Source organism: Halopseudomonas sp. SMJS2, assembly GCF_029866945.1.
In the GTDB taxonomy this organism is placed as follows: domain Bacteria; phylum Pseudomonadota; class Gammaproteobacteria; order Pseudomonadales; family Pseudomonadaceae; genus Halopseudomonas; species Halopseudomonas bauzanensis.
In genome coordinates this window covers 1,684,439-1,702,062 of record NZ_CP123445.1, presented here as the reverse complement: position 1 = coordinate 1,702,062, position 17,624 = coordinate 1,684,439, and the positions used below count along the sequence as shown (strand labels likewise).

The window sequence follows — 17,624 nt, the reverse complement described above, 5'->3', positions numbered from 1 at the left end:
GGCTGCGCTCGAGTTCCTGCAGTGCATGCCAGGCTTCGCACAGGGATCGGGATGATCCAGCCATCAAAGTCACTTTGCTCATGGAACAGCCTCCGGAATAAATCGATAGACCGAGTATTATCGCGATGATACAAGCTGTCAATGAGAATAATTCCCATTATTCTTCGGGTTTTCTCCTGCGTCGCATTGCAATATGAAGATACAAGTCTATAATCGCAACGCAAATCATTATCACCGGGAAACGGGACTCAACCATGGCACGCACCTTTCGCTACACCACATTGGCTTTGACGATATCCGCTGCGGTGCTGCTCAGCGCCTGCGACAACAACCAGGACCCGGTGGCGCAATCTCCGGCCGCGACGACGTCCGATGCGGCGCAGTCCCAGCCCGCTGACAACACCAACACCACACCAGCTGCCACGGCGATCAGCGAAGCTGATGTAGCCAGCCATTATGCCGACCTGGCCCACGCGGTGTACCTCGATGCGCTGACCGCTGCCCAAGCTCTCGACAAGGCCATCGCTACCTTGCTGGCAGAGCCGAACGAGGCGAATCTCGAGGCTGCCCACCAGGCGTGGCTGCAGGCGCGTATTCCCTATCAGCAGTCCGAGGCATTCCGGTTCGGCAATGCCGTGGTGGATGATTGGGAGGGCCAGCTGAACGCCTGGCCGCTGGATGAAGGACTGATCGATTACGTTGCCGCCGACGACTATCAGCACGAACTGGGCAATGAAGGCGCGACCGCCAACCTGATCGCCAACCAGACCCTGACCATTGGCGGTGAGACGCTGGATGCCAGCGAACTCAGCTCCCAGCTGCTGGCTGACCTGAACGAAATCGGCGGCTCGGAAGCGAACGTCGCCACGGGCTACCATGCCATCGAGTTTCTGCTCTGGGGGCAGGATCTGAATGGTTTCGAGGCCGGTGCCGGCCAACGCCCGGTAACGGATTTCGTTCAGGGAGAAGCCTGCACCAATGGTAACTGCGACCGCCGGGCGGCTTATCTGAGCGCTGCATCCGAGCTGTTGGTCAATGATCTGCAGTGGATGGTCGGACAGTGGTCCGCCGACGAAGCCGGCAACTACCGCGCCGAACTGCTGGCGCTGCCGACCCAGGACGTGTTTCAGAAAATGCTGTTCGGCATGGGTTCGCTATCACTGGGCGAACTGGCCGGCGAGCGAATGAAGGTCGCGCTGGAGGCCAACTCCTATGAAGACGAGCATGATTGTTTCAGCGACAACACGCACAACTCGCATTACTACAACGGCAAAGGTATTCAGAACATCTACCTGGGCAGCTACCAGGCATTGGACGGCTCGGTAACCAGTGGCCCTTCCCTCTCGGCACTGGTAGCGGAAAAGAACCCCGAGCTGGACCAGCGTCTGCGGGATGATCTGGATTCCACCATGGAAGCGCTGACCGTCATGAAGGAAGCCGCCGAAGGTGAATCAGCCATGACGTTCGACATGATGATCGCCCCCGGTAACGAGACCGGCGCGACTATTATCAACGATGCCATCGCCGCTTTGGCCCAGCAGACCGGGTCCATTGAGCAGGTCGCTGCGGTCGTGGGCGTAGACTCCCTGCAACCCGATGACGCCGGCCATTCCTTCTGATCCGTGATGATGGCGCCCGAGCCCCGGGCCAGTTCCGGGGGCTCGGGCGTCCATGTCTTCATCCAGGCCATACAGATTTACGCCCATGAAATTCTTGCTTTTCACTCCTGCTCTGGCGCTATGCCTGTTCGCCACCCCCAGCCTGGGCGCCGACTATCCGGTGCAGGACACCCCCAACTCCGGCGGTGCCGGTACCGTTACCCAGAGCGACCACAACGCCTACTCCCTGCCCCTGGGCAATCTGCCGATATCCCGCCGTCTGGATTTCAGCGTGGGCAACAGCTTCTTTCGCAACCCCTGGGTGATTGCGCCTTCGAGCACCGACGCCCGTGACGGCCTGGGCCCGCTGTTCAACACCAACTCCTGCCAGGGATGTCATATCAAAGACGGTCGTGGTCACCCGCCGGCACCGGGGGAAACAGCCGTTTCGCTATTTCTGCGGCTGTCAGTGCCGGCCGGCCCGGATACGGATCCGCAACTGCTGCAGCAACATGGTTTCGTACCCGCTCCAGTCTATGGCAGCCAGTTACAGACGGCCGCCATCCCGGGGATGAAACCGGAGGCGCGGCTGAATATCGAATGGCAGCTGTTCGAGGAAACCCTGGCCGATGGCAGCAAGGTGGAATTACGGCGCCCGCAGTACCGGATTGATGGCCCAAACTATGGCGCCCTGCCCGAGGATCTGCTGATTTCGCCCCGTGTTGCTCCGCCAATGATTGGTCTCGGTTTGCTCGAAACCATCCCCGAGGAAGCCATATTGGCGGCCGCAGACCCGGACGATCTGGATGGCGACGGTATTTCCGGGCGAGCCAATCAGGTGTGGGACCGTATAGGCCAACGCACCGCGCTGGGGCGCTTCGGTCTGAAAGCAGCTGAAGTCAGCGTCATGCAGCAGAGCATGGCCGCCTTCGCCGGCGATATGGGGCTGAGTTCCAACATCGTTCCGGACACGGACTGCACCGCCGCGCAAGAATGCGACCGCTTTGCTGACGGCGGTACGCCCGAGGTCAGCGACAAGATTGCCGCCTTCGTCAACTTCTATGCCATGAGCCTGGCAGTACCGGCCCGCCGTGATATGGACAACCCAGCAGTGCAGTCCGGTGCGAAGCTGTTCAATGAAATAGGTTGCGCCGCTTGCCACACGCCGCGGCATACCACCGGCACACTGGCTGACCGACCGGAACTGAGCGATCAGGTAATCTGGCCCTATACCGATCTGCTGCTGCATGACATGGGCGAAGGCCTGGCCGACGGCCGCGCCGAATTCCTGGCCGACGGCAACGAGTGGCGCACGCCGCCGCTCTGGGGCCTGGGGCTGACCCAGCAGATCAATCCCCGGGCCGGCTTTCTGCATGACGGCCGCGCCCGCACGCTGGAGGAAGCCATTCTCTGGCATGGCGGCGAAGCCCAGGCAACGACAGAGCGCTACCGGACATTGCCGGCGGAACTGCGCCAGTCGCTGCTTACCTTCTTGAACTCCCTGTAACGGATCTCACATGCCCTCATTATCCAATCTGAGTCTACGCACCTTGAAATGGGGTTCAACCGCCCTGCTCGCTGCGTCCTTCTGCACCAGCGCCTGGGCGCAAGCGCCCCGCGAAGCCTGGCACGGCGCCCTTACCGAAGGCTATGCCGCCCTTGCCACCAGCACCGCCAACCTCGACCAGGCGGCAACAACCTACTGCGCAACGCCCTCGGCAGAGCAGCGTGAAGCCCTTGAGTCCGCCTGGTTCAGCGCCTTCGACAGCTGGCAGGCGGTGCGCTTCGTCGATTTTGGGCCGATCGAGCAGGACAATCTCAGCTGGCAATTCCAGTTCTGGCCGGACGCCAAGAACACCGTCGCGCGCAAGGTGAATCTATGGCTGGGCGGCGAGCAAGCGATCGGCATTGACCAACTGCGAGCCGACAGCGTAGCGGTGAAGGGCTTCCCCGCCCTCGAATACTTACTCTTCGACCCGCAGGCCGCCAGGACCCAGCCGCTGCCGGAAAAACGCGCCTGCGAACTGGTGACCGCCATCAGTAGCCTGCTGCAGCACAACGCCGCGCACTTGCAGGAACAATGGCAGGCGTTCCGCCCGCACTACTTGGGCACCGAGCAGTTCCAGAACACCACGGTGCTGGCCGCCATGCACGGGCTCGACATCCTGCGTAACAAGCGCCTGGCTGCGCCCATGGGGCTGGAAGGCAAGCCGCGGCGCAATCCCTACATTGCCGATGCCTGGCGCAGCGAACATTCGTTGGCCGGTATCCGCGCCAGCCTGGTCGGCCTGCAGCAGTACTTCCTGCCGGGATTGCGCGAGTTGATGGTTGATGCCGAGGGGAGCGAGCTGGTCGAACGCCTGGATCAACAATTGACGGCGACCATCGCCCGGCTGGAGCAGCAGCCGGCGGATATGCAGACGTTGCTGGCCAACGATGACGGCTATCGCACGTTGCAATTGATCTTCATTGAAATCGACAAGCTGAACCAGCTGCTGTCCGGCAATATCGCCAGTCAGCTGGGGATTATCCGCGGCTTCAATTCGAGCGATGGGGACTGACATGCAGCGGCGCGATTTCATCCAGTTCAGCCTGCTGGGCATCGCCGCCTTCTGCAGCGCCCATAGCTTTGCTGCCAGCAGCCGCGAATTACCGGATCTGCGTTTTCTCAGCTCGGTCGACACGGCCCTTGGCGAGCATTTTATCGTCGCCGCCAACAGCAACGGGCGGGAGCTGTTCCGCCTTCCGGTAGCTGAGCGCTGTCACAGCGGCTGCCTGCATCCGAACGCGGGCCAAGCGGTAATCATGTCTCGCAGACCTGGGAAAAATCTGTATGTAATCAATATCCTGGAAGGCACTCTTGATGCATTGGTTGAGGCTGGAGATGGCTTCCATTTCTACGGCCACGGTGTATTCAGCGAGGACGGCAGCCGCTTCTACGCTACGGCCAATCATTATCCCAGCGGTGCCGGGCAGATTCGGGTTTACGCAGCAGATGATGGTTACCGGCATATGCAGGATCTGCCTGTAGGCGGCATGGACCCTCATGAGCTGCGTCTGCATCCCGACGGGCAAAGGTTGGTGGTCGCGCTGGGGGGAATCAAGACGCACCCGGACTATGGCCGTATCAAGCTCAATCTGCAGTCCATGCAGCCGGCCCTGATCGTGATGGATCGCCATAGCAGTGAGGTACTGCAACATTGCGAGCCCTCCCATCACCAGCTCAGCTGCCATCATCTGGATATCAGCCGCGACGGCATCGTCATCGCCGGATACCAGTTTGAAGGAGAGAAATGGCAAACCCCGCCATTGATCGCCCGGCTGGACACCAACACCGGGGACTTCAGCGAGATTGCGCTGGCGGAGCATGAACAGGCGATGCTGGGCAACTACACGGCCAGCGTTGCGATCAACCCCCACTCCACCGTCGCAGCCATTACGGCGCCTCGTGGGAATTGCGTCATGCTGTTGGATTATCGTTCAGGGCAGCCCATGGGAGTGGTCTCGGTACCTGATCCTGGGGGTGTGCTGGCGGAGCGTGATGGCAGCTTTGTGGTGTCATCCGGTCATGGCGGGCTATACCGGGTCCGGACCTCGGCGACAGAGCCTGAGCTGATCACCCACCACACCCTGCGCTGGGATAACCATCTGACCCGCGCCTGAACAGGGAGGCGCGGCTCAGCGGCTGGAAACCATGCGCTCTATACAGCGGCGGGAATCCTCGGGCAGATGGGTGAATTGCAAACCGGTCCAATACTGGCCGCTGGCGAGGCTCTTGCGATCCCAGCGACTTTCCGCGTCCAGCATGAATTCGCTGACGCCATTGAGGTTCATCGGCAGATTCACTTGCAGCGCCCAGCTTCGGTTCAATTCGATCGGTCGTTCGCTCAGCAGCATCAACCCTTCGGTGTGGAGATCCACAACACGCCCAAGTAATTCCCCGCTATCCAGGTCGTATACTTCCAGGCTGTTGCTCACGTGGTGGCGCTCCAGTTTTCGTCTTTCGTTCATGACATACTCTGTCCGGTATATGACCCTAAGTGTCGATCAATTAGGTGATAGCTAAAAGCCATATTCCATGTATTTACGTAAACATTGAAGCGTTTTGTGATGCGTTTGACATATCAGCGTCGCCTTGCCCCTGCTCCGGAGCGGCACCCATAATGACCGGACGTAAACGGCTCCCACATACCGGCCCATTGGCCACCCATAACGAGGATAACCCATGCGACTCACCCAGTTCAGCGTACTGCTTGGCGCAACGTTACTCAGTGTCCAGGCGTTGGCGCATGACTTCACCGCAGGTGACATTCATATCATCCATCCTTGGTCACGGGCACTGCCGCCGGTAGCGCCCACTGGCGCCGCCTATCTGGTATTGGAGAACAAGGGAGACCAGGCCGACCGACTGACGGGGGCCACCTCGCCCATTGCCGGGCGGGTCGAATTGCATGAGCACGTCCACCAGGACGGATTGATGAAGATGCAGCAGATCGACAGCGTGGCCATTGCTCCCGGCGCGCAGGTGGAGTTCAAGCCGGGCGGCAATCATTTCATGCTGTTCGATCTGCAGCAGCCGCTGGTCGAGGGTGGCAGCTATCCGCTGACGCTGAGCTTCGAACACGCGGGTGAGGTGGAAGTCGAAGTCAAGGTGACCGGAGAGCCGGCCCCTGCTGCACCTGCCGATCATGACGCCCATAGCCATCATTGAGCGTCACGACAGCAGCTCGCCGGCTCAGTCGCAGCGAGTCGGCGTGCGCATGGTGACAAATTCCTCCGCAGCCGTGGGGTGAATGCCCAGGGTGGCATCGAACACCGCCTTGGTCGCCCCGGCCTTCAGCGCCACCGCCAGCCCCTGGATAAGCTCGCCGGCATCCGGGCCTACCATATGAATGCCCAGCACCCGGTCGGTGCTCTGGTCCACCAGCAGCTTCATGAAGCTCTGCTCGTCATTGCCCGCCAGGGTGTTGCGCATCGGCCGGAAGCGGCTTTCGTAGATATCCAGCTTATGCCCATTGGCGCGCGCCTGTTCCTCGGTCAAGCCCAGGGTGGCGATATTGGGAATGCAGAACACCGCTGTAGCGATATCCGCATAATCCACGGGGCGGTACTCCTCCGGCCGATATAGCCGCCGCGCCAAGGCCATCCCTTCGGCCAGGGCCACCGGCGTCAATTGAAGGGTATTGGTCACGTCGCCAATGGCGAAGATCGCGGAGTCGGTAGTCTGATAATCGCCGTCGACCTTGATGAAGCCCTTGTCGTCCAGGGCTACCTCGGTATTTTCCAGACCCAGCCCATCCAGCTTCGGGCGGCGCCCGGTTGCATAGAGCACCAGGTCGGTATCCAGGCTTTCGCCATCCTTGAACTCGACATGGAGGCTGCCGTCGGCCTGCTTGTCGATTCGGGCCACGTCGGCATTGAAGCGCAGATCGAGCCCCTTGTTCTGCATTGTCACTACCATGTGATCACGCAGCCCCTGGTCGAAGCCGCGCAGGAACTGCTCGCCCCGGTAGGCGAGACTGGTATCGCAGCCCAGACCATGGAAAATGCTGGCGAATTCGATAGCGATATAGCCGCCGCCGACAACCAGGCAGCGCTTGGGCAATTGATCGAGGTAGAACACCTCGTTGGAACTGATCACATGCTCTCGGCCGGGGAATTCAGGAATGAATGGCCAGCCGCCGGTTGCAATGAGAATGCGCTCGGCAGTGAAGGTCTTGTCGCCCACCGCAACCGTGTGGGAGTCAAGCAGCCGTGCCCGACCATGCACCATGGTTACCCCGGCGGCGGTAAGCAGGTTGTGATAGATGCCATTGAGCCGGGTGATTTCGGCATTTTTGTTATCCAGCAAGCGTTGCCAGGTGAAGCTGGCATCGGCCAGATCCCAGCCGTAACCGCGGGCATCGGCGAAGTCTTCGGCAAAGTGGGCAGCATAGGCAAACAGTTTTTTCGGCACACAGCCAACGTTCACACAGGTTCCGCCGAGATAAAGTTCCTCGGCTACCGCCACCCGCGCGCCGAAACTGGCAGCCATCCGGCTGGCGCGCACACCACCCGATCCGGCACCGATAACGAAAAGGTCAAAATCATAATCCGACATGCTTGCTGTCCTGCAACTGATACGAGCGTCACAGCATACCCGATTGGCTCCCTTCGGGTGTAAAACGGCCGGATAGGCATTTTCAATTTCATGCCCCGGCAACGGGCCTCGCGACGCTGCGGGTAACGGGCTGATCAGCCCTGTGCCAGCAGTTCGTCGTATTCGTCATTGTATTGCTCGGCCAGCTCGCTTTTCTGTTGTTCGGTAAGCAGTTTCCCGGCCATCTGGAAGAACTTCTGCTCTTCCTCTTCAAGATGATGCAGCACCTTGTCACCCAACGCCCGAGCAGTGTTCAGCCAGGCGGAACTGGACATCTCGATCTCGTCGAGCTTTTCCACCAGTTCGTCCATTTCGTGGTGTTCAGCAATGGCGTGACGGCTCAGGTCGACACCGTTCTCATGGGCCATCAGCGGGATATAGAAGTGGCGCTCTTCTGCCGTCTCATGGGCATACAGTTCTTCCTTCAGCTGCTGGTACGCTTCGACCCGCTCCTGGGTGTCACCGCTGGTCCGCAACACCGCATCGACATACTTGCGCTGCTTGTCATGGCTCATCCGCAATGCTTCGAAAATGGTCATATGCCGCTCCGTCAACCTAGGTAGTTTTTTGGACTAAGCGCACCGATCGAAGTTCAGGCAGGCTAATTGGCCCGTCTGTGTAAAAAATTGTTACAGGCCGACCCAGCCCTTTCATAACCCGCCCAGCGGGCCTACACTAGCTGCAGCCTGACGCGAAGAAACATCTGATTCGCGTATAAGAACCAATAATCAAGCCGATTCTCCAAGGAGTCCGGCATGCCTGATGCTGTATCAACACAGCCCCACAACTGGGCATTGGCTGCTTTTCTGCTGGGCGTTCTGGGTCTGTGCGCTTTCATGTTGCTGCTATCGAGCATCCTCGGCAGCAGAGCTTGGGGCCGCAGCAAGAACGAACCCTTCGAGTCCGGTATCGTTTCCACTGGCGATACCCGCCTGCGATTCTCCGCAAAATTCTATCTGGTCGCGATGCTCTTCGTGATCTTCGATGTTGAAGCCCTATTCCTGTTTGCATGGGCCGTTTCGGTGCGCGAAAGCGGCTGGGCCGGTTTCATCGGAGCCTCTATCTTTATTTCAATTCTAGTTGCGGGTCTTGTCTACGAGGCGGCTATCGGTGCCCTTGATTGGTCACCAGCCGGCCGCCGCAGGAGGCAAGCGAAGCTGAAATGAGGCTTTTAACATGCAATATGAACTTGTTCGGATCGATCCGGATGCCGTCAATGACGAGTATCCCATCGGTACCAGGGAGACCGTCGACGATAGGCTGCTGAAAGATCAGGTTCACCGCAACATCTTCATGGGCAAACTGGAAGATGTTCTCAACGGCGCGGTGAACTGGGGACGCAAGAATTCTCTCTGGCCATACAACTTCGGTCTCTCCTGCTGCTATGTGGAGATGACCACCGCCTTCACCGCCCCGCACGATATCGCGCGCTTTGGGGCGGAAGTCATTCGCGCCTCGCCCCGCCAGGCGGACTTCATGGTTATTGCCGGCACCTGCTTCATCAAGATGGCGCCGGTCATTCAACGTCTGTACGAACAGATGCTGGAGCCCAAGTGGGTCATTTCCATGGGAGCCTGCGCCAATTCCGGCGGCATGTATGACATCTACTCCGTCGTCCAGGGCGTGGACAAGTTCCTGCCCGTGGACGTCTACATTCCCGGCTGCCCGCCCCGCCCAGAAGCCTTTCTGCAGGGCTTGATGCTGCTGCAGGACTCCATCGGCAAGGAGCGCCGCCCGCTGTCCTGGGTCGTTGGCGACCAGGGTGTCTACCGAGCGGATATGCCTTCGCAACGCGAGCAGAATCGTGACCGCCGCATTCAGGTCACCAACCTGCGTACTCCTGACGACGTGTGAACCGGCGCCACGCCAACACCGCCGCCGTATTCACCGTTGACCGATAGCGATTCATATGAAGACTGCAGATCAGGCGCTGTATATACCCCCATACCAGGCTGACGACCAGCGGGTCGTTGCCGAGCTGACGTCCCACTTCGGGGCCGCCGCTTTCACCATCCAACCGACCCGCACCGGTATGCCGGTGGTCTGGGTTGGCCGCGAGCAACTGATCGCGGTGTTGCAATTTTTGCGGCAACTGCCGCAACCCTACATCATGCTGTATGACCTGCATGGCATGGACGAGCGCCTGCGCACCCATCGGCAAGGGCTCCCCGACGCGGATTTCAGCGTGTTCTACCATCTCATGTCACTGGCACGTAACAGTGATGTGATGATCAAGGTCGCACTCAAGGAAAACGACCTCAATGTCCCCACCGCCGCATCCATCTGGCCGAACGCCGACTGGTATGAGCGCGAGGTCTGGGACATGTACGGCATTCATTTCGAAGGCCATCCGCGACTGACCCGCCTGCTGATGCCTCCGACCTGGGAAGGCCACCCGCTACGCAAGGACTATCCGGCGCGGGCCACCGAGTTCGATCCCTTCAGCCTGACTGCCGCCAGGCAGGACGCCGAGCAGGAAGCCCTGCGCTTCAATCCGGAAGATTGGGGCATGACACGGGGCGGCGAGCATGAGGATTTCATGTTCCTCAACCTCGGCCCCAACCACCCCTCGGCCCACGGCGCTTTTCGCATCATCCTGCAACTGGACGGCGAAGAGATCATCGATTGCGTACCGGACATCGGCTATCACCACCGCGGCGCCGAGAAAATGGCCGAGCGCCAGAGCTGGCACAGCTTCATCCCCTATACCGATCGCATCGACTACCTCGGCGGGGTCATGAACAACCTGCCCTACGTATTGGCGGTGGAAAAGCTCGCCGGCATCACCGTGCCGCAGCGGGTCGATGTGATCCGCATCATGCTGGCCGAGTTCTTCCGCATCCAGAATCATCTGCTGTACCTGGGCACCTATATCCAGGACGTCGGCGCCATGACCCCGGTGTTCTTCACCTTCACCGACCGTCAGCGCGCCTACAAGGTGATCGAGGCGATCACGGGGTTTCGCATGCACCCGGCCTGGTACCGCATCGGGGGCGTCGCCCATGACCTGCCGAACGGTTGGGACCGACTGGTCCGTGAATTCCTCGACTGGATGCCCAAGCGTCTCAATGAATACGAAAAAGCGGCGCTGAAGAACAGCATCCTGATCGGCCGAACCAAGGGCGTGGCCGATTACAACACCAAGGAGGCCCTGGAATGGGGCGTTACCGGTGCTGGCCTGCGAGCCACGGGTTGCGACTTCGATATCCGCAAGGCACGGCCCTACTCCGGCTATGAGAACTTCGAGTTTGAAGTGCCGCTGGCCGTCAACGGCGACGCCTACGACCGCTGCATGGTCAAGATGGGCGAGATGCGCCAGAGCCTGCGGATTATCGAACAATGCCTGAACAATATGCCCGAGGGGCCGTACAAGGCGGATCACCCACTGACCACGCCGCCGCCGAAGGAACGCACGCTGGAGCATATCGAAACCCTGATCACTCACTTTCTGCAGGTCTCCTGGGGGCCAGTGATGCCGCCCAACGAGTCGTTCCAGATGATCGAGGCGACCAAGGGCATCAACAGTTACTACCTGACCAGTGACGGCAGCACCATGAGCTACCGCACACGTATCCGCACGCCGAGTTTCCCTCATCTGCAGCAGATCCCGTCAGTGATCCGCGGCAGCATGGTGTCGGACCTGATCGCCTATCTGGGCAGTATCGACTTCGTTATGGCTGACGTGGACCGCTGATTATGACTACGTTGATTAAGACAGACCGTTTCGTTCTCAGTGACGCCGAACGCGCGGCCATCGAACATGAGATGCATCATTACGAAGACCCGCGCGCGGCTTCCATCGAGGCGCTGAAGATCGTGCAACAGGCGCGTGGCTGGGTGCCGGACGGTGCCGCCGATGCCATTGGCGAAGTGCTTGGCATTCCGGCCAGCGATGTGGAGGGTGTCGCCACCTTCTACAGCCAGATCTTCCGCCAGCCGGTGGGGCGTCACATCATCCGCGTGTGCGACAGCATGACCTGCTATATCGGTGGGCATGAAAGCATTCTTGGCAGCATCAAGAGCCAGCTCGGCATCGGCCCGGGGCAAACCACCAGCGATGATCGCTTCACCCTGCTGCCGGTGTGCTGTCTGGGCAATTGCGACAAGGCGCCGGCACTGATGATCGATGACGATACTTTCGGCGACGTCACCGCCGACAGTGTGGCCGCACTGCTGGAGGCCTACCCATGAAAACCTTCGCTTCCTTCGGCCCTGCCAACCGTATTGCCCGGACCGAAGAAACCCATCCACTGACCTGGCGCCTGCGCGATGACGGTCAGCCGGTCTGGCTGGAAGAGTACCAACAGAAAAACGGCTATACCGCGGCCCGCAAAGCGCTGCTGGACATGGCCCAGGCCGATATCGTCAACACGGTGAAGACCTCCGGGCTCAAGGGCCGCGGCGGCGCCGGCTTCCCCACCGGGGTCAAGTGGAGCCTGATGCCGGCAGACGAATCGCTGAACATTCGCTATCTGCTGTGCAACGCCGATGAGATGGAGCCCAATACCTGGAAGGACCGCATGCTGATGGAGCAGCTGCCGCACCTGCTGATCGAAGGCATGCTGATCTCGGCACGAGCGCTCAAGGCGTACCGTGGCTATATCTTCCTGCGTGGCGAATACGTCGATGCGGCGCGCCACCTGAATCGTGCGATTGACGAAGCCAAGGCTGCCGGTCTGTTGGGCAGGAATATCCTCGGCTCGGGTTTCGACTTCGAACTGTTCGTGCACACCGGCGCCGGGCGTTATATCTGCGGTGAAGAAACCGCACTGATCAACTCCCTTGAAGGTCGCCGCGCCAATCCCCGCGCCAAGCCGCCCTTCCCTGCTGCCGTCGGCGTCTGGGGCAAGCCGACCTGCGTCAACAACGTGGAAACCCTGTGCAACGTGCCGGCCATCGTCGGTAACGGCGTGCAGTGGTACACCGGACTGGCGCGCCCAGACAGCGGCGACCACGGCACCAAGTTGATGGGATTCTCCGGCAAGGTGAAGAATCCCGGTATCTGGGAACTGCCCTTCGGTATCACCGCCCGCGAACTGTTCGAAGAGTATGCCGGCGGCATGCGCGACGGCTACACCCTCAAGTGCTGGCAGCCTGGCGGTGCCGGTACCGGTTTTCTGTTACCGGAACACCTGGAAGCGCAGATGTATTCCGGCGGTATTGGCAAGGTCGGCACACGCATGGGTACCGGGCTGGCGCTAGCGGTTGATCACTCCGTCAGCATGGTGTCGCTGCTGCGCAACATGGAGGAGTTCTTCGCTCGTGAATCCTGCGGCTGGTGTACGCCTTGTCGTGACGGCCTGCCCTGGAGCGTGAAGACCCTGCGCGCGCTGGAACGCGGCCAGGGCCGCCCCGAGGATCTTGAGGTATTGGCACGCCTGGTGGATTTTCTCGGGCCGGGCAAGACCTTCTGCGCCCACGCGCCGGGGGCAGTCGAGCCGCTGGGCAGCGCAATCAAGTATTTCCGCAGTGAATTCGAGGCCGGTATCAGCCCCGCGGCAGCGGTCGGCAAGCCCGGCGCCGAGTTCGTGCAGGCGTGACGAGCAACGGAATTCCATTAGCAGCACCCGTATAACGGGTAAGAAGACAGTACAACCATGGCCACTATTCATGTAGATGGTAAAGACTACGAAGTCGATGGGGCGGACAACCTGCTGCAGGCCTGCCTGTCCCTCGGCCTTGATGTCCCCTATTTCTGCTGGCACCCGGCGCTGGGTAGCGTGGGCGCCTGCCGCCAGTGCGCGGTCAAGCAGTACAGCGACGAGGACGACACCCGCGGCCGGCTGGTCATGTCTTGCATGACTCCCGCAACGGACAACAGCTGGATCTCGATCGACGACGAGGAAGCCAAGGCCTTCCGCGCCAGCGTCATCGAGTGGCTGATGATCAACCACCCGCATGATTGCCCGGTGTGCGAGGAAGGTGGTCACTGTCACCTGCAGGACATGACGGTGATGACCGGCCACAATCAGCGGCGCTACCGCTTCAGCAAACGGACCCATCAGAATCAGGAGCTGGGGCCGTTCATCGCTCACGAGATGAACCGTTGTATCGCCTGTTATCGCTGCGTGCGCTATTACAAGGACTATGCCGGCGGCACCGACCTGGGTGTATTCGGCGCCAATGACCAGGTGTACTTCGGCCGGGTCGAGGACGGTACGCTGGAGAGCGAGTTCTCCGGCAACCTGACCGAGGTCTGCCCCACCGGCGTATTCACCGACAAGACCCACTCCGAGCGCTACAACCGCAAATGGGACATGCAGTTCGCCCCGAGCATCTGCCATGGATGTGCCTCCGGCTGCAATATCAGCCCCGGTGAGCGTTATGGCGAGATTCGCCGCATCGAGAACCGCTTCAACGGGTCGGTGAATCACTACTTCCTGTGCGACCGCGGCCGCTTCGGCTATGGCTACGTCAACCGCAAGGACCGTCCGCGCCAGCCGATCGGCCAGCGCTCCAGGCTGAGCATGGGTATCGACGCCGCGCTGGATCAGGCCGCTGGTCTGCTCAATCGCCGCCGTATCATCGGCATCGGCTCGCCCCGCGCCAGCCTGGAAAGCAACTTCGCCCTGCGCGAGCTGGTCGGCGCCGACGATTTCTTCTCCGGTATTGCCCGCCATGAGCTGGACAATATCCAGGCCATACGCACCATTTTGCAGCATGGCCCGCTGCCGGCGGCGACCATCCGCGACATGGAGAGCCACGATGCTGTTTTAGTACTCGGCGAAGACCTGACCCAGACCGCCGCGCGCATCGCCCTCGCCCTGCGCCAAGCCGCCAAAGGCAAGGCATCCGAGATGGCCGCAGCTGCCGGCATCCAGAGCTGGCACCAGGCAGCGGTGCAGAATATCGCCCAGGGTGCCCTGAACCCGGTATTCATCGCCAGTGTGGACAGCACTCGGCTCGATGATATCGCCGCCGAGTCGGTACAGGCTGCACCGGATGACCTGGCCCGCCTCGGCTTTGCCGTGGCCCATGCCATTGACCCCAGTGCGCCGGCAGTACCCGGCCTGGAAGCCGATGCCCTGGAACTGGCACAACGTATCGCCGGGGCACTGCTCGCGGCCAAGCGCCCATTGCTGGTTTCCGGCGCCTCGCTGGGCAGTCGCGCGATTATCGATGCGGCAGCCAATATTGCCCAGGCACTGAAGAACCGCGAGAAGAACGCATCCATCAGCCTGGTCGTGCCGGAAGCCAACAGCATGGGCATGTCGATCCTGCTGGCCGACGACCCGGCTGACAAGTCAGTCGAAGCCGCCCTCGCCGCCCTGAGCGCCGGCCAGTACGACGCCTTGGTGATACTGGAGAACGACTTGTATCGCCGGGCCGACAAGCCCAGCGTCGATGCGGCACTGGCCGCAGCCAATGTGGTGATCGTCGTCAATCATCAGCAGACGCCGACCAGCGATCAGGCGCACCTGCTGCTGCCGGCCGCCAGCTTTGCCGAAGGCGATGGCACCCTGGTCAGCCAGGAAGGCCGTGCCCAACGTTTCTTCCAGGTGTTCGATCCGAGCTACTACAACTCCGAGGTGCTGATCCGTGAAGGCTGGCGCTGGTTGCACGCTCTGCGCAGCACCCTGCTGGGCAAAACCGTGGACTGGACCACTCTGGATCAGGTGACCGCGGCCTGCGCTGCGGCACACCCGCGTCTGGCTGCCATTACCGACGCGGCGCCGGATGCCAGCTTTCGTATCAAGGGCCAGAAACTGGCGCGTGCGCCCCATCGCTACAGCGGCCGCACGGCGATGCGCGCCAATATCAGTGTGCATGAACCGCGTCAGCCGCAGGACCCGGACAGTCCCTTCGCCTTCTCCATGGAAGGCTACGCCGGCAGCAGCGAGCAGCGCCAGCAAATCCCCTTTGCCTGGTCACCCGGCTGGAACTCGCCGCAGGCGTGGAACAAGTTTCAGGATGAAGTGGGTGGCCATCTGCGCAGCGGTGATCCCGGTGTGCGCCTGCTGGATGATACCCGTACAGACCTCACCTGGACCCAGCCACCCAGTGCCTTCGCGCCAGCAGCGGGCACCTGGCAGGTCGTCCCCCTGCATCACCTGTTCGGCAGCGAGGAGAACAGCAGCCGGGCCGAGCCGATTCAGCAGCGCATGCCGCCGCCGTATATCGCCCTGGCCGAGACCGAGGCCGCTCGTCTGGGCGTTACCGAGGGAACGGCATTGAGCCTGGTATTGGATAACCAGCGACTGCAGTTGCCGGTACGCATCAGCAGCGGTCTGCCGCTGGGCGTGGTTGGTCTGCCGGCAGGCCTGCCGGGCATCCCGCCCCTGACGGCCAGCAGCGTGGTGACTGATCTGAGGGAGGCCGCACAATGAGCTGGTTTACTCCCGAGGTGATCGCCGTACTGATCAATGTGATCAAGGCCATCGTCATTCTGCTGGCCGTGGTCATTGCCGGCGCCCTGCTGAGCTTTGTCGAACGACGCCTGCTGGCCGTGTGGCAGGACCGTTACGGCCCCAATCGGGTCGGCCCCTTCGGTATGTTCCAGATTGTCGCGGACATGCTGAAGATGTTCTTCAAGGAGGACTGGACCCCACCGTTCGCCGACCGACTGATCTTCACCCTGGCCCCGGTGGTGGCGATGAGCTCGCTGCTGGTGGCCTTTATCGTGGTGCCGATCACGCCAACCTGGGGGGTGGCGGACCTGAATATCGGCCTGCTGTGGTTCTTCGCCATGGCCGGGTTGACGGTCTATGCGGTGCTGTTCGCCGGCTGGGCCAGCAACAATAAATTCGCCCTGCTTGGGGGGCTGCGCGCTGCAGCCCAGACCCTATCCTACGAGGTGTTCCTGGGCCTGTCGCTGATGGGCGTGGTGGCGCAGACCGGCTCGTTCAATATGCGCGATATCGTTGCCTACCAGGCCGACAACCTGTGGTTCATCATTCCGCAGATCTTCGGCTTCCTGACCTTCTTCATCGCTGGGGTGGCGGTCACCCACCGCCACCCGTTCGACCAGCCAGAAGCGGAACAGGAGCTGGCCGATGGTTACCACGTGGAATATGCGGGGATGAAATGGGGCATGTTCTTCGTTGGCGAATACATCGGCATCGTGCTGGTATCCGCGCTGCTGACGACACTGTTCTTCGGCGGCTGGCATGGCCCCTTCGATCTGCTGCCGCAGCTGCCATTCCTGTGGTTCGCCTTGAAGACCGCCTTCTTCATCATGATCTTCATCCTGCTGCGCGCCTCGCTGCCCAGGCCGCGCTACGACCAGATGATGGCGTTCGGCTGGAAGGTCTGCCTGCCATTGACCTTGATCAACCTGCTGGTGACCGGCGCAATTGTGCTGGCAGCAGCCTGAGGAGACAGCCATGATCAAATCGATTATTCATGTAGTGCATGGCACCTACACCCAGCTGCGCAGCCTGGTGATGATCTTCAGTCATGCATTCCGCAAGCGGGACACCCTGCAGTACCCCGAAGAGCCGGTATATCTGCCGCCGCGCTACCGCGGCCGCATCGTGCTGACCCGCGATCCCGACGGTGAGGAGCGCTGTGTGGCCTGCAATCTGTGCGCCGCCGCCTGCCCGGTGGGTTGTATCTCCCTGCAGAAGGCCGAGACCGAGGATGGTCGCTGGTATCCGGAGTTCTTCCGCATCAACTTCTCGCGCTGCATCTTCTGCGGCCTGTGCGAGGAAGCCTGCCCGACCACCGCCATTCAGCTGACCCCCGACTTCGAGCTGGCCGAGTACAAACGCCAGGATCTGGTGTACGAAAAGGAAGACCTGATGATTGCCGGCACCGGCAAGAACCCGGACTACAACTTCTATCGCGTGGCCGGCCTGTCAATCGCCGGCAAGCCCAAGGGCGCCGCGCAGAACGAGGCCGAGCCGGTCAACGTCAAGGGGCTATTGCCATGATCTGTGTGAGGAATA

16 protein-coding genes are annotated in these 17,624 nt (G+C 61.0%); 13 read left to right on the top strand and 3 right to left on the bottom strand.

Annotated elements, in window-relative coordinates; genetic code table 11:
* Positions 1-254: 254 nt before the first annotated feature.
* Genes QAO71_RS07980 through QAO71_RS07965 form a run of 4 tightly spaced genes read left to right on the top strand, consistent with a single transcriptional unit; the run spans position 255 to position 5,261 of the window.
* Complete coding sequence (locus QAO71_RS07980; RefSeq protein WP_280165612.1) at positions 255-1,619, top strand: imelysin family protein; 1,365 nt, start codon at positions 255-257, stop codon at positions 1,617-1,619.
* A gap of 52 nt (positions 1,620-1,671) precedes the next feature.
* Positions 1,672-3,105: a di-heme oxidoredictase family protein gene (locus QAO71_RS07975; protein ID WP_218144733.1), complete on the top strand. Its 1,434-nt coding sequence runs from the start codon at positions 1,672-1,674 to the stop codon at positions 3,103-3,105.
* Positions 3,106-3,115: 10 nt separating this feature from the next.
* Positions 3,116-4,159: an imelysin family protein gene (locus tag QAO71_RS07970; protein WP_074781181.1), complete on the top strand. Its 1,044-nt coding sequence runs from the start codon at positions 3,116-3,118 to the stop codon at positions 4,157-4,159.
* A gap of 1 nt (position 4,160) precedes the next feature.
* The gene (locus QAO71_RS07965; RefSeq protein WP_280165611.1) at positions 4,161-5,261 is read left to right on the top strand and encodes a DUF1513 domain-containing protein; all 1,101 of its coding nucleotides are present in this window, start codon (positions 4,161-4,163) and stop codon (positions 5,259-5,261) included.
* Between the two features lie 15 nt (positions 5,262-5,276).
* Here the strand turns inward: QAO71_RS07965 and QAO71_RS07960 are convergent, their stop codons facing one another.
* Entirely contained in the window at positions 5,277-5,609 is a 333-nt protein-coding gene (locus tag QAO71_RS07960; RefSeq protein ID WP_051610865.1) for a PilZ domain-containing protein, read from the bottom strand.
* Between the two features lie 214 nt (positions 5,610-5,823).
* On the opposite strand from QAO71_RS07960, the gene QAO71_RS07955 reads away from it, so the two are divergent.
* Positions 5,824-6,309 carry a copper chaperone PCu(A)C gene (locus tag QAO71_RS07955; RefSeq protein ID WP_280165610.1) on the top strand — a complete coding sequence of 162 codons (486 nt, stop codon included), beginning with the start codon at positions 5,824-5,826 and terminating at the stop codon, positions 6,307-6,309.
* A 24-nt stretch (positions 6,310-6,333) separates the two neighbouring features.
* Here QAO71_RS07955 and gorA read toward each other — a convergent pair whose 3' ends face one another.
* Positions 6,334-7,698: a glutathione-disulfide reductase gene (gorA, locus tag QAO71_RS07950; RefSeq protein WP_036989840.1), complete on the bottom strand. Its 1,365-nt coding sequence runs from the start codon at positions 7,696-7,698 to the stop codon at positions 6,334-6,336.
* Between the two features lie 134 nt (positions 7,699-7,832).
* Positions 7,833-8,276, bottom strand: a complete 444-nt coding sequence (locus QAO71_RS07945) for a hemerythrin domain-containing protein (protein ID WP_036989841.1) — start codon at positions 8,274-8,276, stop codon at positions 7,833-7,835.
* 216 nt (positions 8,277-8,492) lie between these two features.
* Here QAO71_RS07945 and QAO71_RS07940 point away from each other — a divergent pair, with 216 nt between their 5' ends.
* From QAO71_RS07940 to nuoI, 8 genes are read left to right on the top strand one after another with little or no spacing between them, the layout of a single operon-like run.
* Complete coding sequence (locus QAO71_RS07940; RefSeq protein WP_036989842.1) at positions 8,493-8,903, top strand: NADH-quinone oxidoreductase subunit A; 411 nt, start codon at positions 8,493-8,495, stop codon at positions 8,901-8,903.
* Positions 8,904-8,913: 10 nt separating this feature from the next.
* Positions 8,914-9,591 (top strand): NADH-quinone oxidoreductase subunit B, encoded by a 678-nt coding sequence (locus tag QAO71_RS07935; RefSeq protein WP_036989843.1) that lies wholly within the window; start codon positions 8,914-8,916, stop codon positions 9,589-9,591.
* 55 nt (positions 9,592-9,646) lie between these two features.
* Positions 9,647-11,431, top strand: a complete 1,785-nt coding sequence (gene nuoC, locus QAO71_RS07930; RefSeq protein ID WP_280165609.1) for an NADH-quinone oxidoreductase subunit C/D — start codon at positions 9,647-9,649, stop codon at positions 11,429-11,431.
* Positions 11,428-11,928, top strand: coding sequence for an NADH-quinone oxidoreductase subunit NuoE (gene nuoE / locus QAO71_RS07925; RefSeq protein ID WP_177173413.1), 501 nt, complete (start codon positions 11,428-11,430; stop codon positions 11,926-11,928). Before nuoC ends, nuoE begins: the two co-directional genes overlap by 4 nt.
* The gene (gene nuoF / locus QAO71_RS07920) at positions 11,925-13,277 is read left to right on the top strand and encodes an NADH-quinone oxidoreductase subunit NuoF (protein ID WP_280165608.1); all 1,353 of its coding nucleotides are present in this window, start codon (positions 11,925-11,927) and stop codon (positions 13,275-13,277) included. The genes nuoE and nuoF overlap by 4 nt, the downstream gene beginning before the upstream one ends.
* Positions 13,278-13,334: 57 nt before the next feature.
* A complete protein-coding gene (gene nuoG / locus QAO71_RS07915; RefSeq protein WP_280165607.1) occupies positions 13,335-16,064 on the top strand; it encodes an NADH-quinone oxidoreductase subunit NuoG in 2,730 nt (909 codons plus the stop codon).
* The gene (nuoH, locus tag QAO71_RS07910) at positions 16,061-17,050 is read left to right on the top strand and encodes an NADH-quinone oxidoreductase subunit NuoH (protein WP_036989848.1); all 990 of its coding nucleotides are present in this window, start codon (positions 16,061-16,063) and stop codon (positions 17,048-17,050) included. The genes nuoG and nuoH overlap by 4 nt, the downstream gene beginning before the upstream one ends.
* A 10-nt stretch (positions 17,051-17,060) precedes the next feature.
* Positions 17,061-17,609, top strand: a complete 549-nt coding sequence (gene nuoI, locus QAO71_RS07905; protein ID WP_036989849.1) for an NADH-quinone oxidoreductase subunit NuoI — start codon at positions 17,061-17,063, stop codon at positions 17,607-17,609.
* Positions 17,610-17,624: the final 15 nt, after the last annotated feature.